This is a genomic window from Staphylococcus sp. Marseille-Q1834, from assembly GCF_916858875.1.
Taxonomy (GTDB): Bacteria; Bacillota; Bacilli; order Staphylococcales; family Staphylococcaceae; genus Staphylococcus; species Staphylococcus pragensis.
In genome coordinates, this window is sequence record NZ_CAKASN010000001.1 from 69,121 (window position 1) to 91,591 (window position 22,471).

The window sequence follows — 22,471 nt, forward strand, 5'->3', positions numbered from 1 at the left end:
CTTTTAAATAACTTGAATACGTTCAACTTCAACGTCTAGTTTTAACCATTGTGCAATAATATTTTTGATATGTACAGTATCACCTGTAGCAAAGAAACGGTGCGGTGGATTTGGCGAATAGCTCGCATGTTCATTACTAAATGTAAGTAATGCACTGACTTCGCGTGCTGTTTCAAGACCCGAAGAGATTACCTTTTTTTCTCCACCAAAGTAATCATTAATTGGTTTATACAATAAAGGATAGTGAGTGCAACCAAGAATGACCGTGTCAGCATCTGAATTACGCCACTGCTTTAAGGTTTGATGAATAACGATACTTGTGATTGTAGGATCATCGTAGCGCATTTGCTCTACTAAAGGAACAAATCCAGGACATGCTACGCCATAAACATTTACATTTGGATTGATACGCTTAATATGATGGCGATAAGCTTCAGACTTAATTGTTCCTTCAGTACCTAAGATTAAAACGTTCTGATTTTTCGTGGTCATAATTGCAGTACGCGCACCAGGTTCTATTACTCCAATCACAGGGATAGGTAATATTTGTTGTAAATGCTCAAGTGCTACCGCAGTTGCTGTATTACAAGCAATTACTAACATTTTAATATTAAATTCCATCAATTTATTTGCAAGCTGTGTTGTAAATTCTTTAACTTCCTCACCAGGGCGTGGGCCATATGGACATCTTGCTATATCCCCTAAATAATAAATCGTTTCATTAGGAAGTTGTCGCATGATTTCCTTCGCAACGGTCAACCCTCCTACGCCAGAATCTATTACACCAATTGGTTTATTCATTTACATTCATCCTTATAATACATAATACTCTCATTTTACCACAGTCATCTATTGAGTTTGACTAATCCGTTTTATCCATTTTGAAAATAAAAAAGTAGATAGCGATTTATTACAAAATCACTATCTACTTCTAATTGTGAGTGCTAAATGTCAGGTTGAGACATTTAATAAATTATATTATAAGAAAAATTATTATTTCTGTTCAAATTCTAAACCTTTTTGTCCAGATTTATCTTAATTAATCTACTTTGTGGTCTGAACCAAAGAATGATTTAAACATATGGAATGTTGTTTCTCTGTTTAATGCTGCGATTGAAGTTGTCAAAGGAATACCTTTTGGACAAGCATTCACACAGTTTTGAGAGTTACCACATTCTTGTAAACCACCTGTACCCATTAATGCATCTAAACGTTCATCTTTAGTCATTGCACCTGTTGGGTGTAAGTCGAATAAACGTACTTGAGAAATCGCTTGTGCACCTACGAATTTGTTGTTACGTGTTACGTTAGGACATACTTCTAAACATACACCACAAGTCATACATTTAGATAATTCATAAGCTGTTTGACGCTTTTTCTCTGGCATACGTGGACCAGGACCTAAGTCATACGTACCATCGATAGGAATCCACGCTTTCATACGTTTTAAGTTGTCAAACATTCTTGTACGATCTACTTGTAAGTCACGAATAACTGGGAATGTGCTCATTGGTTCTAAGCGAATCGGTTGTTCTAATTGATCAACGATTGCTGAACATGATTGTCTCGCACGACCATTAATAACCATTGAACAAGCACCACATACTTCTTCTAAACAGTTCATATCCCAAGTTACAGGCGTCGTCTTTTCACCTTTACTATTTACAGGATTACGTCTAATTTCCATTAAACATGCGATAACGTTTAAATTCTCTTTATAAGGAATTTCAAACTCTTCTTCATATGGTTTAGAGTCTTGATTATCTTGACGTTTAATAATTAATTTAACAGTTTTTTGATTTGTTTCTTTTTGTTGACCTTCTTCACGATTGCGCGCTTCTTCATTACGACGTTCTTCTGGAGTTTCTTTTACTGATTGAGTGTCAGCCATTATTTTTTACCTCCTTTAGACTTACTAGTGTAATCACGTTTACGTGGTGGAATTAAACTTACATCAACTGGTTCATAAGTAAATTTAGGTGCTTCTGTTTTACCTTGATACTCAGCTAAAGTTGTTTTTAACCATTCATCATCATTACGTTCAGGGAATTCTGGTTTATAATGAGCTCCACGTGATTCATTACGATTGTAAGCCCCAATAGTAATTACTCGTGCTAAAACTAACATATTCCATAATTGACGTGTGAAGAATACTGCTTGGTTACTCCAAGTTTGCGTATCTTCCATGTCAATGTCTTGATAACGTTTCATCAGTTCAACAATTTTCTTATCTGTTTCAAGTAATTTATCGTTTTCACGTACTACTGTTACGTTTGCTGTCATAATTTCACCAAGTTCACGATGAAGTTTATAAGCATTTTCAGTACCACGCATGTTTAATAAGTTATCAAAGCGTTCTTGTTCTTCATCTACACGTTTTTGATAAATACTTTCATCTAAGTCTGTGTATGAAGTTTCTACATTTTCAACATATTTAATTGCATTAGGACCAGCAACTGTACCGCCATAAATGGCTGATAATAATGAGTTAGCACCTAAACGGTTACCACCGTGTTGAGAGAAATCACATTCCCCTGCTGCAAATAAACCTTTGATATTAGTCATTTGGTCATAATCTACATATAATCCACCCATTGAGTAGTGAACCGCTGGGAAGATCTTCATAGGTACTTTACGTGGATCATCACCTGTAAATTTCTCATAAATTTCAATGATACCACCAAGTTTTACATCTAATTCGTGTGGATCTTTATGAGATAAGTCAAGGTACACCATGTTTTCGCCATTAATACCTAATTTTTGGTTAATACAAACGTCAAAGATTTCACGTGTCGCAATGTCACGTGGTACTAAGTTACCGTAATCAGGATATTTCTCTTCTAAGAAGTACCATGGCTTACCATCTTTGTATGTCCAAATACGTCCACCTTCACCACGTGCTGATTCACTCATTAATCGAAGTTTATCATCACCTGGGATAGCTGTTGGATGAATTTGAATGAATTCACCATTTGCATATTTAGCACCTTGTTGGTAAACGATTGAGGCAGCAGATCCTGTATTAATCATTGAGTTTGTTGTCTTACCGAAGATAATACCAGGGCCACCTGTTGCCATAATAACAGCGTCTGAACCAAATGATTTAATTTCAGATGTTGTCATGTTTTGGGCAACAATACCTCTAGCTGCGTTCTCGTCGTCTTTAACAATACCTAAGAACTCCCAGCCTTCATATTTAGTAACTAAACCATCCACTTCAAATGAACGTACTTGTTCATCAAGTGCATAAAGTAATTGCTGTCCAGTAGTCGCACCTGCGAATGCTGTACGGTGATATAACGTTCCACCGAAACGACGGAAGTCTAAAAGACCTTCTTTAGTTCTACTAAACATTACGCCCATACGGTCTAATAAGTGAATAATAGATGGTGCAGCTTCAGCCATTGCTTTAACAGGTGGTTGGTTAGCTAAGAAGTCCCCACCATAAACTGTATCATCAAAGTGAATCCAAGGTGAGTCACCTTCACCTTTAGTATTTACCGCACCATTAATACCACCTTGGGCACATACAGAGTGCGAACGTTTAACAGGTACAATTGAGAATAAATCAACATGCGCACCTTGTTCTGCAGCTTTAATTGTTGACATCAGACCAGCAAGGCCTCCACCGACAACAATAATTTTTTTCTCTGCCATAGAATTGTCACTCCCCTAAAAGATATCTACAACTTAACGTCACGTATAACCTTGATATATAAGTAACTGTTAATTATTACTCATTATCTAAAGGTTTAATTTCGTTTTTATTCATGTTCTATACGAATGCTAAAAGTGCTGTTACACCGATGTATGAAAGAATTAAGAATACAATTAAAGAAACCCAAGTGAAAACACGTTGAGATTTTTTAGATTGTAAAAAGCCCCATGTTACTAAGAATGACCATAATCCATTTGAGAAATGGAAAATAACACAAATAATACAAATGATGTAAATAATTAATACAAATGGATTTTCCAATACGCGGTGCATTAAATCATAATTAATTTCCTTACCGAAGAAATACTTTTGTAAAGTTGTTTGCCATAAATGCATAAATACAAAGACGAATGTCACAATACCTGAAACTCTTTGTAAAGCAAACATCCAGTTTCTAAATAAAGAATAATGACCGATATTTTCTTTTGCAGTAAATGCAATATGAATACCATAAAGACCATGGTATAAAATTGGTAAGTAAATAAATAAAAATTCAATCGCTAATAGGAATGGTAAAGATTCCATAAAGTTAGCAGCTTTATTAAAAGCTTCAGCACCTTGTGTTGCTTGATGGTTCACCATTAAGTGAACAATTAAGAATGCACCGATTGGAATGATACCTAGCAACGAGTGAATTCGTCTTAGGTAAAATTCGTTTTTAGACTTTGCCAAAAGGAGTCCCCCCTGTAAACCAATTATTTAAATTGCCCATCCTTAAGAAAGCCCATCTCTCTCGTTAAGAATTATTAGCAAAAGTATTTACTACTTTATTTAGTACTTGCAAAAATAAGGAATTCTCAAAATTAAAATTTGAATAAATCTGAAAATTATATATCTAAAAATGAGTCTTCATTTTTATCATTTATGTAAACAAGTAGGACTTAAAAAAGTAAATACATTTCATTCATTGTAGATTTATGAGATATGCAAGTAAAATCTTACTATTTTCAAAAACCCTATGATGATAACAATTCTCAATTAGAAAACGCTTCCATACTTTCTTAAAAAAATAAGCTTTTTGTTAACTTTATTGTAACATTTTTTATATGTTTTTGGGGTATGAGAATAATTCTCATACCCCTTTTTTTGAAATCAGTCGTTTTTTAGCGCTTGTTGTAAATTTTTAGCTACTTTTTCAGGCAGTCCTGCAGCTTGTAGATCACTCACACTTGCTTCCTTCATTTTTTTAATAGAGCCAAATGTACGTAAGAGTTTAGTTTTTCGTTTACTTCCAATACCGTCTACTGTATCAAGTACGGATTGTAGACCCGTTTTTTGGCGTGTTTGACGATGGAATGTAATCGCAAATCGATGGACTTCATCCTGAATACGATGGAGTAAGTAAAATGCTTGGCTATTTTTCTTCATTGGTACAACTTCAGCATTCGCACCGTAAAGTAATTCAGATGTTTGGTGTTTATCATTTTTTCTTAAACCAGCGACTGGAATGTCTAAGCCTAATTCATTCTCTAAAACATCAATAACGCCAGACACATGTCCCTTACCACCATCAACGATAATAAGATCTGGTAAAGGAAGGCCTTCATTCAATACACGTGTATAACGACGGCGCACAACTTCGCGCATTGATTTATAATCATCGGGCCCTTGTACGGTCATAATTTTATATTTACGATAGCCTTTTTTATCCGGTTTACCATCCACAAATGTAACCATTGCTGAAACAGGATCTACCCCTTGAATATTTGAGTTATCGAAAGCTTCAATACGAATCGGTGTTTGAATACCCATACGTTCGCCTAACTCTTCAATTGCTTTAACCGTGCGTGATTCATCTTTAGCAATTAATTTGAATTTATTATCAAGGGCTACTTCTGCATTATGGCTTGCTAAATCAACCATTTCTTTTTTAGTACCTCTTGCCGGTTGGACAATTTTAGTATCAACAACTGAACGGATAATGTCTTTATCAAGATTTTTAGGAACATGAACTTCTTTAGGTAAAATGTGTTGATTCAAGCTATAGAATTGACCTATAAATGTATAAAATTCTTCTTCCTCAGTTTGTTGTATGGGAATCATCGTAGCATCACGTTGAATCATATTACCTTGACGGATAAAGAATACTTGAATACACATCCAACCTTTAGACACGCTATAGCCGAAGACATCACGAATGGTATTATCAGAAGACATAATTTTTTGTTTTTTAGTTAAATTATGAATATGTTGAATTAAATCTCTATATTCTTTCGCACGTTCGAAATCTAATTTCTCACTCGCTTCCATCATACGAGTTTCTAAATTTTTTAAAATTGTTTTATCTTCGCCATTTAGAAAATCACTAATTTCACGTGTCATTTGAGCATATTTTTGTTGATCTACATCATACACACATGGTCCCATGCATTGCCCAATATGATAATACAAACATAATTTATCTGGCATGTTGTCACATTTTCTAAATGGATAAATACGGTCTAATAACTTTTTCGTTTCTTGAGCAGAATACGCATTTGGATAAGGTCCAAAGTATTTACCTGAACCTTTCTTAACAGTTCTTGTCACTATTAATCTTGGATGCTTTTCTTTAGTAATTTTTATAAATGGATAGCTTTTATCATCTTTCAATAAAATATTGTAACGCGGTTGATATTGTTTAATTAAATTTAATTCTAATAAAAGCGATTCAGTTTCACTGGATGTTACTATAAATTCAAAATTTCTGATTTCAGCAACTAAGCGCGTTGTTTTAGCATCATGTGCGCCAGTAAAATATGAGCGTAATCGATTTCTTAGGCGTTTCGCTTTACCTACATAAATCACTTGGTCGTTACGATCTTTCATTAGATAACAACCTGGTTCAAATGGAACTACACTCAACTTATCTCTAATCTTATCTTGGTAGTCTGCCATTAATGTCCTCCTTCCCGCTATTTTAAAGCGCATATAAAAAAGACGGAGCGATTACATTTAATGTAATGCCCCAGTCTTGATTACTTTATTGTCATTCTTATAGATGTTTGTCTAAAACTTCAGCTAAGTTTTCTTTAGGTTGGAAACCAACTACTTTATCGACTGGTTCGCCATCTTTAAATACGATTAAAGTTGGGATACTCATTACTTCAAATTTAGCAGCAGTTGAAGGATTTTCATCTACATCTAATTTTAAGATGTCAGCTTTACCGTCATAATCACCTGCTAATTCTTCTAATACAGGTGCAATCATTTTACAAGGTCCACACCAAGTAGCCCAGAAATCTACTAGTTTAACGCCTGATTGAATGTTTTCATCAAAGTTTGAATCCGTTACTTTTACGATTGCCATAATTGCCAATCCTCCTTAAATTTTGAATGATGAGCAAATTATAACAGACTTTAATCGCATCTGCATTGCTCTTGCTCAATTAATCCATTTCTTATTTTTAAAAATCTATTCATAAATCACTGATTTATTATTTCACTCGCTTTATTGTACGTCAAATAAATAAAAAATCAACATCCTTGCTTACAAAAATTTATTAATTATTTAAGTTCAGCTACCGTCACACCAAAGCCACCTTCACTTGGCATACCACCTCGGAATGATTTAACGCTTTTATGTTTCTTCAAGTGGTTTTGTACAGCTTTTTGTAAAGCGCCTGTACCTTTACCATGAATAATATAGACTTGTTCATAGTTACTTAATACCGCTTGGTCGATGTATTGGTCTAACTCGCCTACCGCTTCTTCATATCGATAGCCTCTTAAATCTAGTTCTGTTTTAATCGTTTGACGATTTTGACGTGTAACCATTTTAACTGGCTTTTCTTTTTTCTTCTTCGTTTTTTCTAAATCTTCAATAGGTAATTTCATTTTAATGATGCCCATTTGTACAACGGCTTCATCATCACCCACAAGTTCTAATACTTCACCTTTTTGACCATAAGATAAAACTTTCACTTCATCTCCAGCGTGAATTTCGTCATATTTTTGTTTTTGAACATTTTGTTTAATAGATTTCGCTTCATATTGATCGTCTAATTGTTTCTTTTTATCTATTAATTCATGTTCTTTAACATCAGCGCCTTTTTTATCTCGCAATTCGCGTAATTCTTTTAAGATTTCATCTGCTTCTTTGGTTGCTGATTTCACACGTTGATTGGCTTTTTCTTTAGCCTCATCCATTAATTTTTGTTCATAATTTTTGTATTGTTGATACTGCTGTTCAAGATCATCATGCGTTGTTTTAGCTTCTCTTAATAATCGGTCTAATTCAATACGTTGTTCATCTACACGTTTTGAATTCTTTTCAAGTGATTCAATCATTGAATTAATTTCTTGTTCATCTGTACCAATCATTGTTTTAGCTTTATTAATGATACTCAGTTTGAGGCCTAATTTTCTAGAAATATCGAATGCATTCGAACGGCCTGGAACGCCCATCAATAATTTATACGTAGGGCTCAATGTATTCACGTCAAATTCAACGCTGGCATTCATTACACCTTCGCGATTATAGCTGTAAGCTTTAAGCTCTGGATAATGCGTTGTTGCCATGACTAAAGAGCCAATTTCACGCACGTGATCTAGAATACTCATAGCAAGTGCTGCCCCTTCACTAGGGTCCGTACCTGCACCTAATTCATCGAATAAGACTAAGCTATTTTTATCTGTCTCTTTCAAAATTTCAACAATATTTTTCATGTGAGAAGAGAAGGTAGATAATGATTGCTCGATAGATTGCTCATCCCCGATATCACAATAGACGTTCTCGAAGACACTTAATTGACTACCGTCTAATGTAGGAATCAATAAACCAGATTGGGCCATCACAATAATAAGACCTAACGTTTTAAGTGTGACTGTTTTACCACCTGTGTTAGGACCAGTAATAATCACTGTTTCAATATCATCTATAAATTCAATTGTATTCGCTACCACAGTCTCTCTATCTAATAAAGGATGGTATGCATTGGGTAAATAAACCGTTCTTTCTTTATAAAATGTTGGCTTAGTCCCTTTAATTGAACGCGCATAACGTGCTTTTGCCGTTAAGAAATCAATGTGTCCCATCACCGATTCTGCTACTAGACAGCCATCCGCCTCGGCAGCAACTAATCCTGTCAATTCTGTTAAGATGCGTTCACGTTCTACCGCTTCATCATTGCGTAAACGACTAATTTGATTATTCATCTCTACTATTGAAGAGGGTTCAATGTATAGTGTTTGTCCAGAAGCAGATTGGTCATGCACAATCCCTTTAAAGTCTTGGCGATATTCTGCTTTAACTGGGATAACATTTCGATCATTACGTACAGTAATAATCGCATCTGATAATTTCTTCTGATTTGCCTGACTCTTTACAATACGATCAAGATTTTGTCTAATGCGTTGGTTAGTGCTTGAAATCTTGCTTCGAATACCTTGTAACTCATAACTTGCATTATCGTATAAATCGTACGTATCACATTTCTCATTAATTTCTTGGAAAAGGTCTGAAAGTACTGGAAGTTGGCTCATCTTATCATTCAAGATAGGATATTTAACGACTTCTTCATCTTCTTCCAGTAATTGATTATAAAATGTCTTAAATTGATTCTGAACTTGAATTAATCGTTTAATCAAATTTAATTCAGTAACATTCAGTACCCCACCAATCGTAGCACGATGAATCAGTGGTGATACTTTGGCTAAGCCACTTAAACTAGGCATACGATGTTTGTTATAAATTTGTGAGATTTCATCCGTTTCATTCATTTGAAACTCTACTGTTTCAAAATCTGTGGCTGGAGACATCTTAGACACTTTTTCACGTCCTAAATCACTGACTGTTTCAGAAGCCACAAATGATTTAATTTTATCAAATTCTAAGACGTCTAATGTTTTTTGTCTCATACAATCCCTCTATTTCTTCAATTTTATATTATTCTCTACTAAATCTTTGAATGCTTCCCTAGACATCGTATTAATGACTCTATCCTTATGAACGAAACCTTTTTGTGCAGTTGCGACACCATATTTCATGAAGTCTAAGTGATCCGTATGATGTGCGTCCGTATTAATGGTTAATCTAACGTTTGGATATTTTCTTACTGTATCTGCATTTAAATCTAAACGAGCTGGGTTAGCATTAATTTCCATAATCGTATTGGTTTCTTCTGCCAGTTTCATCAATTGCTCAATGTTTGGCTCATAACCTTTACGTCTTCCTATAATTCGGCCTGTAGGATGTGCAATATGTCTTACATAAGGGTTTCGACATGCATTTTCTAGGCGCTTCATAATTTCTTCTTCAGACTGATTAAAACTTTGATGAATTGCCGCAATCACATAATCTAATTGCGCTAAAACGTCATCATCATAATCTAATGAACCATCAGGTAAAATATCCATTTCAGTTCCCGAATAGACATCGATTTCTTTATATTCTTCATTCAATTTCTTAATTTCTTCATTTTGACGCAATAATCTTTCAACTTGTAAACCATTCGCTACTCTTAAACTTTTTGAATGGTCGGTAATCACCATAAATTGGTAACCCTTTTTAATATTCGCTTCTATCATTTCTCGAATTGAAAAAGCACCGTCACTAAATGTCGTATGCATATGGATATCGCCATTAATATCGTCTAACGTAATAATATTGCTTAAATCTTTATCGAATTCACTACCATCTTCGCGCATTGCCGGATTGATCCATTCACTACCAAAATGTTGGTAAATTTCCGCTTCACTTTGAAATTGTAAAAGCGTACCATCTTGTTGTTCAATACCATATTCACTGACTTTTTCGTTTTGCGCTTTAGCAAGTTGTCTAATACGAATATTATGGTCTTTAGAACCAGTGAAGTGTTGTAACGTATGATAGTATGCCGCTGGTTCGATCAATCTAAAGTCTACACCCACTGTTTCATCATCATAAGTTAACTCAAGAGAAACTTTTGTCTGACCTACAGCCACTTCTTTCACTTTATTGGGTATGGCCAATAATTGTTGTTGCACTTTATCAGGATGGTCTGTGCTAATAATATAGTCTAAATCTTTGCTCATTTCTTTGTAACGACGGAAGCTGCCAGCTACAGAATATTTATCAACGCCTTCTAGCGTCTCTAAATATTCACTAATCGTTTGATTTAATTTGCGCATTAAGCCAATTGGATAACGATCTTTTTTAGCACCTAATGCTTTCACTGCTTCTAAAATATTTTGCTCTGTCTTTTTAGCAAAACCACTTAATTCGCTCACTTTACCATTTTCACATGCTGCTTGTAGGCTCTCTTTATTAGTAATGTTAAGCTCTTTATATAATCTCGCTATTTTTTTACTACCTAAACCTTGGATTTTCATTAGTGGAATTAATCCTTCAGGCACAATTTGTTGAAGTTCATGTAAGGTAGATGATTCTCCTGTAGTACGATATTCATTGATAACTTCCCCTACACCTTTACCAATACCTTTTAATTCTGTCACATCTTCAATTTCATCTAAAGCACGCTCATCGATTTCTAAACTTTGTGCTGCTTTTCTATATGCAGAAACTTTAAATGTGTTTTCTCCATTTAACTCCATATATGTGGCTATTTTTTCTAATAATTGAATTACATCTTTTTTAGTCACTACACTCACTCCATAAAAAGAAGACCAGGACATCTAACATAGTCTTATTGTCCTGACCTCATATCAGTTTTGTTTAATTATAAATTTAAAATATAGGATGATAACCATGGCGTATGAAATAAAATGCCACTTCCTATTATTGAATGCGATAAACTCTGTTGTAACCAGTCAACTGGATATAATGCTACTATGTATAGTACCAGTTGAAGTAAAATGATAACCAATACTAGACTAATTGCACAGCCCAATATTCTACTTATTAATGCAATATTTTGATACGTCACTATATTATCAAAAGTTACAATAATAAGATATAAAAGCAACTTGCTAATAAACGTAATTAAAATAAAAGCGAAAATGGTATCAAAACGTTGTTGTAATTCGTTAAAGTGAAATGCGTATGACGTATCGTAAGCGATTGTTTTGGGAAAAGGCACAAACACAATAAGTTGTTTAGCAATAAAACGATAAAAATGATGCGCAATCATTAATGAGACTATCGATGCTAATAAATGCAAACTACTGAGCCAAATGCCCCTTCTAAATCCCATCACAATATAATAAATAATAATCAGTACAACAATAACATCAATTAGCATCTAATCTTCTCGATGTTTTAATTGTTGAATTTCTTGACGGAGCTTACGATTTTCCTCTTCTAATTGAACTTTTTCATGCATAATATTTACTGCCGTTAATATAGATTTTCTTGTTGTATCAAGTCCAGATGATTTTCGTCCCATTTCTTTTAACTTTTCATCAACTAAATGAGCCACGTAACGGATATGTTCCGGACTGTCTTCACCGATGATCGTATAATTCTGATCATTAATTGAAACATTAATGCGATTTTTAAACTCTCCCATAAACTCAACTCCTGACGTATTTAAATTATTCTAAATCTTATCATGGATCGTTATATAGAAATTGCAAACTCTCTTAAATTAGTAAATAATCACAATATATTATACATGAGCACACCCCTATTTGTAAGTGGCTAGCTTCTATACTTTTAATGTTATCTCTTACTATAGCTAATATATATGTTATCATTATGAAAGTTTTAACAGTATTTTTTGAAAAGTGAGGTCAAGCATCGTAATGGCTAACGTCGTTCATAAATTAACAGAACAAGAGATTCAACAATTGATGCAACAAGTATCATTTGAAACCTCTCAATTACCTAATGGTATGAAAGCACGCACAAAGTATAATCAAACAACGATTAATATATATAACTCTGGAAAAGTCATGTTTCAAGGTAAACAAGCAGAAACGGTAGCGCAACAATTATTACCTAGCCATAACGCTGACTCAAATATAAATGCATCTAGAGCTAAGCAAACTTCAGTGCCTACTATTTCATATAATGAATATAACTGCATTGGCAGTGATGAAGCGGGTAGTGGCGATTACTTTGGACCACTTACTGTATGTGCCGCTTACGTTTCAAAAGAGCATATACAAATTTTAAAAACGTTAGGCGTAGATGATTCGAAAAAATTAACAGATCCTAAAATTGTAGAATTAGCAGAACAACTTATTACCTTCCTACCCCATTCCTTATTAACACTTGATAATGTGAAATATAACGAAAGACAAGCTCTAGGTTGGTCTCAAGTTAAAATGAAAGCTGTATTACATAATGAAGCGATTAAAAATGTGACTCAAAAAATTTCTACAGATGAATTAGAGTATATTGTGATTGACCAATTTGCAGAACGTGGCGTATATCAGCGTTATGCCTTAAGTGCACTGCCATTTCCAGAAAAAACTCAATTCGAAACGAAAGGCGAATCAAAGTCCTTAGCTATCGCTGCAGCAAGCATTATTTCAAGATATGCATTTGTGAAACATATGGATCATATCGCTAAAACATTGCGCTGTGACATTCCAAAAGGTGCTAGCAATAAAGTCGATTTAGCAGCCGCTCGTATCATTGAACAACACGGCGTTGCTAAATTGGATAGTATTTCTAAAAAACATTTCAAAAACCGAGAAAAAGCACAAAACTTAGTCAATAAAAAATATAATTAAGTTACAAAGCTACTTCATTCAATTACGAAGTGGCTTTTTCTGTGTTATTAAAAGTAGTTCTAAAATGGATTATGAAACGAAGTTGAGTGACGCCTGGGGGATGCGTTATTGATGAACTTAAGTGTTCACACACTTACGTAAGTAGTTCTAAGATAGATTACGTAGTGTAGTTGTGGCGACTCCTATGTTGATTGTTAGTGAACATAAGTGCTATGCACTTATGTAAGAAATTCTAAGGATAAACTACGAATGATGTTGTGTGACGCTTGAGGGAGCAGGATGAGTGTCGAGACCAAGGCTCGACCCAGCCCCCTAGGCACGCATCACAACAGAATGAGTGACTATCCATCTAAGAATTTCTTTATCATATTATCCCCTAATAAAGTATTAGAATAAAAAACTGTCGGCAAAATTGAAAACTTTGTCGACAGTCTTTATATTATAATCTTCAAATTGATTATCTAATTGTAGCACCTTGTGCTTGTAATGCTTCTAAAATCTTATCATGAACTTTTGATACACGTTCATCAGTTAATGTATCTTCTGTATCTAAATAATTTAATCGAATAGCAACTGATTTTTTACCTTCTTCTAAACGTTCACCTTCGTAAACGTCAAATACTAATGTACTTTGTAGAATATCTTCACCATTGTCATGAATAATTTGTTTCAATTCTGATGAAGGCACATCACTATTTACTTCAAGTGCAATATCACGTGTTACACCAGGGAATCTAGGAATAGGTTCATAATTAATGTAACCTACCGCTACTTGCATAATTGCATCATAATTTAATTCAAATACATACGTACGTTTTAAATCATTATCAGCTGCAACTTGAGGATGTAACTCACCAATAAAGCCGATTTCTTTACCTTCTAATGAAATAATCGCTGTACGTCCTGGGTGTAAACCATTAATTTCTCCAGCTTTATAACTAAATTCTAAGTTAAGTTTTTCAGCTACGCGATCTACTACACCTTTAGCGATAAAGAAGTCAATTTCTTCTTTCTTACCTTGCCAAGTATTCACTACATATTCGCCAGTTAAAATACCACTTAAGTATTCTACTTCATCAGGAAGTTCGCCTTCGCCATTGCCAAAGAATACACGACCTACTTCATATAATCTAACGTCTTTATTTTTACGTGCAACATTGTAAGCAGCCGCTTCAATTAAATGAGGTAATAAGCTTTGACGTAATGTAGAATGTGCCTCACTCATTGGCATTAATAAACTAATCGTTGGACGTTCTTCTAATGCGAAATCTTTCGCATGGTCTTTAGATACTAACGAATACGTAATGGCTTGATTTAATCCAGCACCTTCAAGCGTTTCTTTCACTGTACGTGTTTTATGTTGACGATCAGTTAATTCCCCACTAGTCACTTCGCCAAAGACTGGTAATGATGAAGGAATTTCATCGTAACCATAAATACGTGCTACTTCTTCAATTAAATCTTCTTTAATCGTAATATCTTTACGACGTGATGGCACGTTAACTGTTAAAGTGTCACCATTTTGTTTTGTTTCGAATCCTAATTGTTCAAAGATAGCTTTAATTTCGTCACTTGATAAATCAAAGCCAATTGTTTTGTTTACTTTTTCAGCTGTAATATCGATTGGTGTCACAAATGAACCTAAGTCTCCTGAAGCTACTTTATCTTGTAACACTTCGCCAGATGCGTATGTTTGTAATAAATAACATGCTCTGTCTACTGCTTCATCGACGAATTCTGTTGCGATACCCTTTTCAAAACGGCTAGAAGACTCACTACGTAAATTTAATCGACGTGATGTGTGACGAATTGATACTGAATCGAATATCGCACCTTCTACTACTACATTTGTAGTTTGTTCAGTTACTTCTGAAAAGTCTCCGCCCATTACGCCAGCTAATGCGATTGGTTCTTGACCATTTGAAATCACGATATCAGTATTCACTAACGTACGCTCAGTATTATCTAATGTCGTCATTGTCTCTTTATCTTTAGCTTGACGAACAACAATTTCCTTAGAACCAATATGGTCTTGGTCGAACATGTGTAATGGTTGACCGTATTCTAATAATACATAATTTGAAATATCAACAACATTATTAATTGGACGAATACCTGCTTTAATTAAACGAGCTTGCATCCAAATTGGAGATGGCGCAATTGTAACATTCTTAACAACGCGTGCACTGTAGTATGGAACCTTTTCAGGATTATCAATAGTCACTGATAATTCATTTGATGCAGATTCTGAAGTTTCATTACTTTGCGTTTCTGGTTTAGTCATTTCAGTTTGATACAATGCTGCTACTTCATAAGCAGTACCCACCATACTTAATGCATCTGCACGGTTTGGCGTTAAATCAAATTCCATCACTTGATCGTTTAAATAAAGTGCTGTTAAAGCATCTGTTCCTGGTTCAACTTCAGTTGGAAAGACAAAAATACCGTTCTCATAAGCTTTAGGTACGACATTACTTGAAATACCAATTTCTTGTAATGAACAAATCATCCCTTCTGAACGTTCACCACGTAATTTAGCGCGTTTAATCTTGATACCACCTGGTAAACGACCCCCAACTTTCGCGACAATAACGTGTTGACCAGCATCTACATTAGGTGCACCACAAACGATTTGAACTGCTTCCTCTTCGCCAATGTCTACTTGGCAAATATTTAATTTATCAGCATCAGGATGTTTCTCTTTAGATTGAACATAACCTACTACTAAATTCTTGATATCTTTCGTGTAATCAATAATGTCATCTACTTCAATACCTGTGCGTGTAATACGTTCTGCTAAGTCTTCAACTGAAACACCAGCGTCTACGTAATCTTTTAACCATTCATTAGAAATCAACATTATACTTCACCTCTATCTTCCACAGCTTTAAATTGATCAAGGAAACGAACATCATTTGTATAGAAATGACGAATATCTTCAATACCATATTTCAACATTGCAATACGGTCAGGGCCCATACCAAATGCGAAACCTGAATATTCATTTGAATCGAATCCGGCCATTTCAAGTACGTTTGGATGTACCATACCAGCACCTAAGATTTCAATCCAACCTGTGTGTTTGCAGACGTTACATCCTTTACCTTTACATTTGAAACAAGATACGTCTACTTCTACTGATGGTTCAGTGAATGGGAAATAACTTGGACGTAGGCGAATTTCACGATCCGCACCGAATAATTTTTTCGCTACTAGTTCTAACGTACCTTTTAAGTCGCTCATTTTAATATTTTTATCAACGACTAAGCCTTCAATTTGTGTAAATTGGTGACTATGTGTCGCATCATCTGAATCACGACGATATACTTTACCAGGACAAATAATTTTAACTGGACCTTGGCCATTACGTTTCTCCATCGTACGAGCTTGTACTGGAGATGTATGTGTACGCATCAAGATTTCATCAGTGATATAGAAACTATCTTGCATATCACGCGCTGGATGAGATTTAGGTAAGTTCAATGCTTCAAAGTTATAGTAGTCTTGCTCTACTTCGTAACCATCCACAATTTCGTAACCTAAACCTAAGAATAAATCTTCAATTTCTTCAACAGTTCTTGTTAAAGGATGTTTTGAACCAATGCTGATTTGACGACTTGGTAATGTTACATCGATTGTTTCTTCAGCTAATTGTTGATTTAATTTTTCAGTTTTTAATAATTCTTGTTTTTCGTCTAATTCTTTTTGAATTGTTTGACGTAATTCATTCACTTTTTGTCCGTAAGCTGGTTTTTCTTCATTAGGTAAGTCTTTCATGTTTTTCATTAAGCCACTTACTGAACCTTTTTTACCTAAATATTTAACTTTAACATCTTGTAATTCTCTTTCATTTTGAGCTTCATTAATATCAACAAGGGCTTGTTGCTTTAATTCTGCCATTGAATCGTTTTGAGTCATATTACAGACACCTCACGCTTTCTATTATTTAAATTTAATACAAAAAAAGACTTTCCTCCCTATATACTGGGACGAAAGTCTTTCCGTGGTACCACCCAAATTTATGTGTTATAAAGTATAACTATGCTCTATACTTTATGTGACATACACTTGTTTTACGTTAGTAACGAAGACGCACTCCGACTTAAATCTCTTTAAGTAACCAAAAAGATGAAAGTAATTAACGAGAATTGGAGTAAGTTGCAGTCACGCTTACTCTCCCTGAGCAATTCTCTTTGTTAATTAAAGTCTTTTTATCGGTTAATCATTCAATTTTATATGTTAAATTAGTGATTTTAAAAATTGTTTACATCTAAGTATAGCCGATTTTAAATCTTATGGTCAACCTTTCAAATGGTAAAGAAAAATACTACCTGCAATAGCCACATTCAAACTTTCTGCCTTACCATAAATTGGGATAATTAGATTTTGCGATGTTTGATCTAATAATTCTTTATTAACCCCTTCACCCTCGTTACCTAAAAGCAAGGCAAAGCTTTCTTGAGAGGACACTTCTTTAAATGGGACTGCATTTTCAAGGGCTGTACCATAAACTGGGCCATCAAATTGATTAATAAATGTTCTTAAATCTTCACTAATAACTGGAATGTGGAAGACGCTGCCTTGACTAGAACGTAATACTTTATCTTGGTATGGATCCGCTGTACCTTTCTCCATAACGATCAAATCAATACCTGCAGCGTCAGCCGTACGAATTAGCGTGCCTAAGTTGCCTGGATCTTGAATACGGTCGATAAGCAACACTTGTTTAGCTTGAGCGATATCATATTCTGGCTTCTCAATAATTGCAAAGAAGCCTTGAGGCGTAATTGTACCAGATAAAGATTCAGCCACTTTCATATTAATTTCATATGTTTCTTCTGCATAATCTAAAAGTGCACTATTCGTTCTATCTGGCTCAATGACAAATAATTGTTTAATCGTGATACCACTTTGATAAGCTTCTTCAATTAAATGGATACCTTCGATTAATGCTTGGCCTGTTTTATCGCGCTCACGTTTCTTTTTTAACTTATTTGCATTTTTAATTTTACTATTTTGCGCAGACGTAATTTGTTCCATATTTTAATCTCCATTTTCAAGAGTAATTTATTAAGTATTATCTATATTGTAAGTCATCATTTCTCTTATTTAAATAAAAATGAGCCTGTCACATTTAAAAATGTCACAGACTCATTCAATCATATTATTAGTCGATTATTTAGAAACGACTTCTTCACCGTTGTAAGAACCACAGTTTTTACATACGCGGTGAGATAATTTGTATTCGCCACAACTTGGGCATTCAGTCATACCAGGTACTGAAATTTTGAAGTGCGTACGACGTTTGTTTTTTCTAGTTTTAGACGTTCTTCTTTTTGGTACTGCCATGATATATCCTCCTTAATATTAAAACACGTAATCTTAAGTGTTTAGGTCATTAAATTATTATACAATAATTTGAAACAACCCGCTATTACTCTTTATCATATAATTGTTGTAATTTTTGAAGCCTAGGATCAACTTGTCTAGTCTGGGATTCGTCATTGTCTTTTTCTTTTTCAAGTTCGATCATTTGATCTTCGTCAATAACTTCCCAACCGTTACCTTCTGTAAGCATTTGATCACTATTCTCAGAAAATGCACGCATTGGTTTCTCAATGATAACCAATTCTTCAACAATGTTTCGGATATTAATCATACCGTCAGTAGCAAGATGATAATGTTCATCTTCTTCTACCTCTTCATCGGTATAATTATCATAACCTTCTAAATCAAATATCTCAGATGTACGCACATCTAACGGAACTTCAACTGGTACTAACGTACGTGCACAAGGCATAGTGTATGTTCCTGTTACATGCAAATCTGCGATAACTTCATTTGATTTAACGGATAATTCACCTTCAACATTGATTTCTGATAAATCAATCAAACCTAAGGGTTCTATTAAATGTTCAAAATTAGCCGTTTGATTAAACTCAAATGGCTTACCTTGATATTTTCTTAATTGCGTTATTGACCATTTCATATGGCTTCACCTCTAACAAACACAAAATTTATTTTAACTTTACTAGTATAAGTTGTCAAGATTTTTTCTTAACAACCTATCATCTGTTACAATACTAATAATGAATACTGAAAGGATGAAATGCAAATGAAAAGCGTTGGACTCATTACTGAATATAATCCATTTCATAATGGACATTTTTATCATGCCCAACAAGCTAAGCTACAGTCCAACGCTGATGTGAACATTGCTATTATGAGTGGCAATTTTGTCATGCGAGGCGAACCTGCATTTTATAATAAATTTGTCCGCACTCAAATGGCTCTTTCAGGTGTAGATCTTGTTGTAGAGTTACCTACTATTGCCACCCTTTCTTCGAGTGATTATTTCGCTCAATTAGGTATTAAAGTTGCTGATTATTTAAATATAGACGCTATTGCTTTTGGTAGTGAAATTGCTGATATTACCCGTCTTGAAAATGTAGCAACAAATATTTCTGAATTAGAACAGTCGCCACATTTTCAAAAATTAATAAAAGAAGGCCATAGTTACGCTAAAATTATTCATGAGTTAATTGAAGATCAAGATATATTACAGACGCCGAATAATATATTGGGTGTGGCATATTTAAAAGCTATCTCTCAATTTGCCCCTACTATTCAAGGAATAGCGATTCAGCGCGTATCTTCAGCCCATCATGATAAAGCTATTAAGCATGAAATATTTGCGAGTGGCTCATCAATTCGACAATCCATATTAAATGAAAACAATAACTGGAAAACTGTCGTACCTTCAGAAATAAAAAATTTGTATGGTCAACCTCACTTATTAAAAGAAGATACATTTCAAATGATTAAATATAATTTATTGAGTCGTTCTGCCGAAGAATTATCAACGATTTATACTATGTCAGAAGGGTTAGAACACCGCTTAAAAGCACACATACAAGAAGCAAGCAACTTTGAAACGTTTATGTCTTTAATTAAAACGAAACGGTTTACTTATACGCATTTACAACGTGTACTCATGCAAATATTACTTAATGTAACTAAAGACGATTATAATAGCGACATTAATAGTGTACGAATATTAGGAATGAACCAAACTGGCCAACAATATTTAAAATATTTAAAATCTCAATTTCCAGAAAGACAATTCGTTACTAATGTAAACAAAAAAACTGCTCATTTATTTAAAAATGAAATTAAGGCAACACAAATATATAATTTACTGTCTGGACAAACTGCCCACGATTTTAACACACCTGTGATTAGACAAAAATAAGAGCGAGACCTCGAAATTACTTTACTTAATGAAATTTCGGCGTTTCGCTCTTTTATAAATTAAACTTTAAGATTTTACTTATTAAATTTTTCTTTCAAGGCTTTTTCCACATTTGGCGGTACAAAATCTGAAATATCAGCTTTATATTGTGCTACTTCTTTCACAACACTCGAGCTAATAAATGAATAATTTGTACTCGTCATCATGTACATTGTTTCTACCTTATTATTTAATTTTTTATTCATTGAAGTTAAACGCAACTCATACTCAAAGTCGCTAACAGCTCTTAAACCACGAATAATTGTCTGAGCTCCAATTTGATCACAGAAATCTACTAATAATCCATTGAAGTTATGTACTTCTACATTAGATAAATGTTTTACAGATTCACGAATTAACGCCATGCGTTCTTCAACGCTAAATGTACCAGCTTTACTGCTATTTTTTAACACACAGACATGTAATTCATCAAATCGTTCTGCACTTCTTTCAATGATATCTAAGTGACCATTTGTAATTGGATCGAAACTACCCGGGATGACCGCTTTTGTTTTAGCCATTTTGCTCTCCTTTTTCTAGTAACAAAGTATCTGTTAACCCATAGTGATATTGCTTAATCACTTGGAAACCTTTGGTGTCGATATCTTCTTGGTTGCTAAACTCACAAACGATGATACCACTTTCTTTTAATAAATTAAACTCTGCAATTTGTTCTAACGCTTTATCAATTAATCCTTTATTGTAAGGAGGATCTAAGAAGATATAATCAAATTGGATCTCACGTTTGTTTAACGCTTTTAATGCACGGTCTGCATTATTCTTATATACTTCTGATTGCTCCGTTAAATTAAGTTGTTTCAAATTGGCTTGAATCACTTTAACTGCTTTAAAGTTTTGATCTACAAAGATCACTTTATCCATGCCACGAGACAAGCCTTCGATACCTAAAGCACCGCTTCCAGCAAACAAATCCAGTCCTAGGCCATGAACATCGTGTAAACTGTTAAAGATTCCCTCTTTGACCTTATCCATTGTCGGACGTGTGTTTCGTCCTTCTAAACTTTCCAACGGTTTACTTTTATGCTTACCTGCAATAACTCTCATTCTGACTTACACTTCCATTTCCTTAAGTTATTTAATATAATTTGTTTTGAAAAAGGAGAATGATCACGCTATGAAACAATCATTTATCGTCTTAGGCGAAGGTCTAACCGATTTATTCGAATTTTTAACATTAATTGAATATAATCATACTCGAATCGACAAAATTGTCTATTTCCACTCACCTCAAACATCTAAGCAATTATCTTCTGTCGCTATCATTATGCAACCAACTACTGGTCAGCATTTCCAAGCTATGTACATCATGCTCAATGCTTTGAAGTATCCTTACCCAGACCATAATAAAAAATTTCAACTTATTAATGCACATGCAAACAAATATAATGTACCTGTGTTAGGTATTGACGTACAACCGCCAGAAGCTTTCCACTCCCACGATTTATACTTTAAATACTTAATTAGCGTGCTTAGATTACAAAATTGGATACCACCGATGCAATAACTATGCAGAAGCTAAAAAGACTAAATGCAATGATATCTCAATTACAACGGGACATTCACTTTCCGTTTTACGCTTTATAACATTTCATGTTTCTCTTTTTCATATGTTTTTTTCAAATATTTATAAGGTGACCCATCAATGTTGAGCACATATTTTAATTTCATTAATTTATGAACAACTCTATCTGCATCTTGTTCATTGACATATAATACAACATACTTGCGTTGCTTATTTGTATAAACAATATGACCATATTTCCGAATTTGACGTTCGTGTTTAATATGCTTTAGATAAACAATTAAACTCACTCTCGAAACTAATTCCATATCATACTCACTCC

At 34.2% G+C, this 22,471-nt stretch carries 21 protein-coding genes; 3 read left to right on the forward strand and 18 right to left on the reverse strand.

Annotated features, from left to right (window positions below):
- Positions 1–3: 3 nt before the first annotated feature.
- The 10 genes from racE to zapA all read right to left on the reverse strand — a co-directional run bounded on the left by racE (position 4) and on the right by zapA (position 12,144).
- On the reverse strand, positions 4–801 hold the full coding sequence (racE, locus tag LIX58_RS00485) for a glutamate racemase (protein WP_154837859.1): 798 nt from the start codon (positions 799–801) through the stop codon (positions 4–6).
- A gap of 238 nt (positions 802–1,039) precedes the next feature.
- Entirely contained in the window at positions 1,040–1,891 is an 852-nt protein-coding gene (sdhB, locus tag LIX58_RS00490) for a succinate dehydrogenase iron-sulfur subunit (RefSeq protein ID WP_126565409.1), read from the reverse strand.
- Complete coding sequence (gene sdhA / locus LIX58_RS00495) at positions 1,891–3,657, reverse strand: succinate dehydrogenase flavoprotein subunit (protein ID WP_103329947.1); 1,767 nt, start codon at positions 3,655–3,657, stop codon at positions 1,891–1,893. The genes sdhB and sdhA overlap by 1 nt, the downstream gene beginning before the upstream one ends.
- Positions 3,658–3,775: 118 nt before the next feature.
- Positions 3,776–4,390, reverse strand: a complete 615-nt coding sequence (locus tag LIX58_RS00500; RefSeq protein ID WP_126565407.1) for a succinate dehydrogenase cytochrome b558 subunit — start codon at positions 4,388–4,390, stop codon at positions 3,776–3,778.
- A gap of 420 nt (positions 4,391–4,810) precedes the next feature.
- On the reverse strand, positions 4,811–6,595 hold the full coding sequence (gene uvrC / locus LIX58_RS00505) for an excinuclease ABC subunit UvrC (protein WP_226385994.1): 1,785 nt from the start codon (positions 6,593–6,595) through the stop codon (positions 4,811–4,813).
- Positions 6,596–6,692: 97 nt separating this feature from the next.
- Positions 6,693–7,007, reverse strand: coding sequence for a thioredoxin (gene trxA, locus LIX58_RS00510; RefSeq protein WP_011276093.1), 315 nt, complete (start codon positions 7,005–7,007; stop codon positions 6,693–6,695).
- A gap of 197 nt (positions 7,008–7,204) precedes the next feature.
- On the reverse strand, positions 7,205–9,556 hold the full coding sequence (locus LIX58_RS00515; protein WP_154837863.1) for an endonuclease MutS2: 2,352 nt from the start codon (positions 9,554–9,556) through the stop codon (positions 7,205–7,207).
- A gap of 9 nt (positions 9,557–9,565) precedes the next feature.
- The gene (polX, locus tag LIX58_RS00520) at positions 9,566–11,278 is read right to left on the reverse strand and encodes a DNA polymerase/3'-5' exonuclease PolX (RefSeq protein ID WP_154837865.1); all 1,713 of its coding nucleotides are present in this window, start codon (positions 11,276–11,278) and stop codon (positions 9,566–9,568) included.
- A 77-nt stretch (positions 11,279–11,355) separates the two neighbouring features.
- Positions 11,356–11,877 carry a CvpA family protein gene (locus tag LIX58_RS00525; protein ID WP_154837867.1) on the reverse strand — a complete coding sequence of 174 codons (522 nt, stop codon included), beginning with the start codon at positions 11,875–11,877 and terminating at the stop codon, positions 11,356–11,358.
- A complete protein-coding gene (gene zapA, locus LIX58_RS00530) occupies positions 11,878–12,144 on the reverse strand; it encodes a cell division protein ZapA (RefSeq protein WP_126565402.1) in 267 nt (88 codons plus the stop codon).
- A 235-nt stretch (positions 12,145–12,379) separates the two neighbouring features.
- On the opposite strand from zapA, the gene rnhC reads away from it, so the two are divergent.
- On the forward strand, positions 12,380–13,315 hold the full coding sequence (gene rnhC, locus LIX58_RS00535; protein WP_154837869.1) for a ribonuclease HIII: 936 nt from the start codon (positions 12,380–12,382) through the stop codon (positions 13,313–13,315).
- A gap of 457 nt (positions 13,316–13,772) precedes the next feature.
- Here rnhC and pheT read toward each other — a convergent pair whose 3' ends face one another.
- The 5 genes from pheT to LIX58_RS00560 form a co-directional block, all read right to left on the reverse strand.
- Positions 13,773–16,175 (reverse strand): phenylalanine--tRNA ligase subunit beta, encoded by a 2,403-nt coding sequence (gene pheT, locus LIX58_RS00540; protein WP_226385995.1) that lies wholly within the window; start codon positions 16,173–16,175, stop codon positions 13,773–13,775.
- A complete protein-coding gene (gene pheS / locus LIX58_RS00545) occupies positions 16,175–17,233 on the reverse strand; it encodes a phenylalanine--tRNA ligase subunit alpha (protein ID WP_154837873.1) in 1,059 nt (352 codons plus the stop codon). The genes pheT and pheS overlap by 1 nt, the downstream gene beginning before the upstream one ends.
- Before the next feature lie 381 nt (positions 17,234–17,614).
- A complete protein-coding gene (locus tag LIX58_RS00550; protein ID WP_154837875.1) occupies positions 17,615–18,355 on the reverse strand; it encodes a TrmH family RNA methyltransferase in 741 nt (246 codons plus the stop codon).
- A 135-nt stretch (positions 18,356–18,490) separates the two neighbouring features.
- Complete coding sequence (gene rpmF / locus LIX58_RS00555; RefSeq protein ID WP_002435373.1) at positions 18,491–18,664, reverse strand: 50S ribosomal protein L32; 174 nt, start codon at positions 18,662–18,664, stop codon at positions 18,491–18,493.
- 85 nt (positions 18,665–18,749) lie between these two features.
- The gene (locus tag LIX58_RS00560; protein ID WP_126565397.1) at positions 18,750–19,304 is read right to left on the reverse strand and encodes a YceD family protein; all 555 of its coding nucleotides are present in this window, start codon (positions 19,302–19,304) and stop codon (positions 18,750–18,752) included.
- Between the two features lie 126 nt (positions 19,305–19,430).
- Between LIX58_RS00560 and LIX58_RS00565 the strand changes: the two genes are divergently transcribed.
- A complete protein-coding gene (locus LIX58_RS00565) occupies positions 19,431–20,567 on the forward strand; it encodes a nucleotidyltransferase (protein WP_154837877.1) in 1,137 nt (378 codons plus the stop codon).
- A 74-nt stretch (positions 20,568–20,641) separates the two neighbouring features.
- Here the strand turns inward: LIX58_RS00565 and coaD are convergent, their stop codons facing one another.
- Both coaD and rsmD read right to left on the reverse strand, forming a co-directional pair.
- Positions 20,642–21,127, reverse strand: coding sequence for a pantetheine-phosphate adenylyltransferase (gene coaD, locus LIX58_RS00570; protein WP_103329203.1), 486 nt, complete (start codon positions 21,125–21,127; stop codon positions 20,642–20,644).
- Positions 21,120–21,671, reverse strand: coding sequence for a 16S rRNA (guanine(966)-N(2))-methyltransferase RsmD (rsmD, locus tag LIX58_RS00575; RefSeq protein WP_126565395.1), 552 nt, complete (start codon positions 21,669–21,671; stop codon positions 21,120–21,122). Before rsmD ends, coaD begins: the two co-directional genes overlap by 8 nt.
- A 70-nt stretch (positions 21,672–21,741) precedes the next feature.
- Here rsmD and LIX58_RS00580 point away from each other — a divergent pair, with 70 nt between their 5' ends.
- A complete protein-coding gene (locus LIX58_RS00580; protein WP_126565394.1) occupies positions 21,742–22,131 on the forward strand; it encodes a hypothetical protein in 390 nt (129 codons plus the stop codon).
- Between the two features lie 74 nt (positions 22,132–22,205).
- On the opposite strand, the gene LIX58_RS00585 is transcribed toward LIX58_RS00580, so the two are convergent.
- Positions 22,206–22,457, reverse strand: coding sequence for a DUF2129 domain-containing protein (locus LIX58_RS00585; protein WP_126565393.1), 252 nt, complete (start codon positions 22,455–22,457; stop codon positions 22,206–22,208).
- Positions 22,458–22,471 lie beyond the last annotated feature (14 nt).

What these genes read in the sequence shown, in the direction of transcription:
- trxA (WP_011276093.1), bottom strand. Translation starts at nt 7,007, where the DNA reads ATGGCAATCGTAAAAGTAACGGATTCAAACTTTGATGAAAACATTCAA.
- coaD (WP_103329203.1), bottom strand. Translation starts at nt 21,127, where the DNA reads ATGGCTAAAACAAAAGCGGTCATCCCGGGTAGTTTCGATCCAATTACA.
- LIX58_RS00550 (WP_154837875.1), bottom strand. Translation starts at nt 18,355, where the DNA reads ATGGAACAAATTACGTCTGCGCAAAATAGTAAAATTAAAAATGCAAAT.
- LIX58_RS00515 (WP_154837863.1), bottom strand. Translation starts at nt 9,556, where the DNA reads ATGAGACAAAAAACATTAGACGTCTTAGAATTTGATAAAATTAAATCA.
- rpmF (WP_002435373.1), bottom strand. Translation starts at nt 18,664, where the DNA reads ATGGCAGTACCAAAAAGAAGAACGTCTAAAACTAGAAAAAACAAACGT.
- rnhC (WP_154837869.1), top strand. Translation starts at nt 12,380, where the DNA reads ATGGCTAACGTCGTTCATAAATTAACAGAACAAGAGATTCAACAATTG.
- LIX58_RS00565 (WP_154837877.1), top strand. Translation starts at nt 19,431, where the DNA reads ATGAAAAGCGTTGGACTCATTACTGAATATAATCCATTTCATAATGGA.
- uvrC (WP_226385994.1), bottom strand. Translation starts at nt 6,595, where the DNA reads ATGGCAGACTACCAAGATAAGATTAGAGATAAGTTGAGTGTAGTTCCA.
- sdhB (WP_126565409.1), bottom strand. Translation starts at nt 1,891, where the DNA reads ATGGCTGACACTCAATCAGTAAAAGAAACTCCAGAAGAACGTCGTAAT.
- sdhA (WP_103329947.1), bottom strand. Translation starts at nt 3,657, where the DNA reads ATGGCAGAGAAAAAAATTATTGTTGTCGGTGGAGGCCTTGCTGGTCTG.
- racE (WP_154837859.1), bottom strand. Translation starts at nt 801, where the DNA reads ATGAATAAACCAATTGGTGTAATAGATTCTGGCGTAGGAGGGTTGACC.
- LIX58_RS00585 (WP_126565393.1), bottom strand. Translation starts at nt 22,457, where the DNA reads ATGGAATTAGTTTCGAGAGTGAGTTTAATTGTTTATCTAAAGCATATT.
- LIX58_RS00525 (WP_154837867.1), bottom strand. Translation starts at nt 11,877, where the DNA reads ATGCTAATTGATGTTATTGTTGTACTGATTATTATTTATTATATTGTG.
- zapA (WP_126565402.1), bottom strand. Translation starts at nt 12,144, where the DNA reads ATGGGAGAGTTTAAAAATCGCATTAATGTTTCAATTAATGATCAGAAT.
- rsmD (WP_126565395.1), bottom strand. Translation starts at nt 21,671, where the DNA reads ATGAGAGTTATTGCAGGTAAGCATAAAAGTAAACCGTTGGAAAGTTTA.
- pheS (WP_154837873.1), bottom strand. Translation starts at nt 17,233, where the DNA reads ATGACTCAAAACGATTCAATGGCAGAATTAAAGCAACAAGCCCTTGTT.
- LIX58_RS00560 (WP_126565397.1), bottom strand. Translation starts at nt 19,304, where the DNA reads ATGAAATGGTCAATAACGCAATTAAGAAAATATCAAGGTAAGCCATTT.
- LIX58_RS00580 (WP_126565394.1), top strand. Translation starts at nt 21,742, where the DNA reads ATGAAACAATCATTTATCGTCTTAGGCGAAGGTCTAACCGATTTATTC.
- pheT (WP_226385995.1), bottom strand. Translation starts at nt 16,175, where the DNA reads ATGTTGATTTCTAATGAATGGTTAAAAGATTACGTAGACGCTGGTGTT.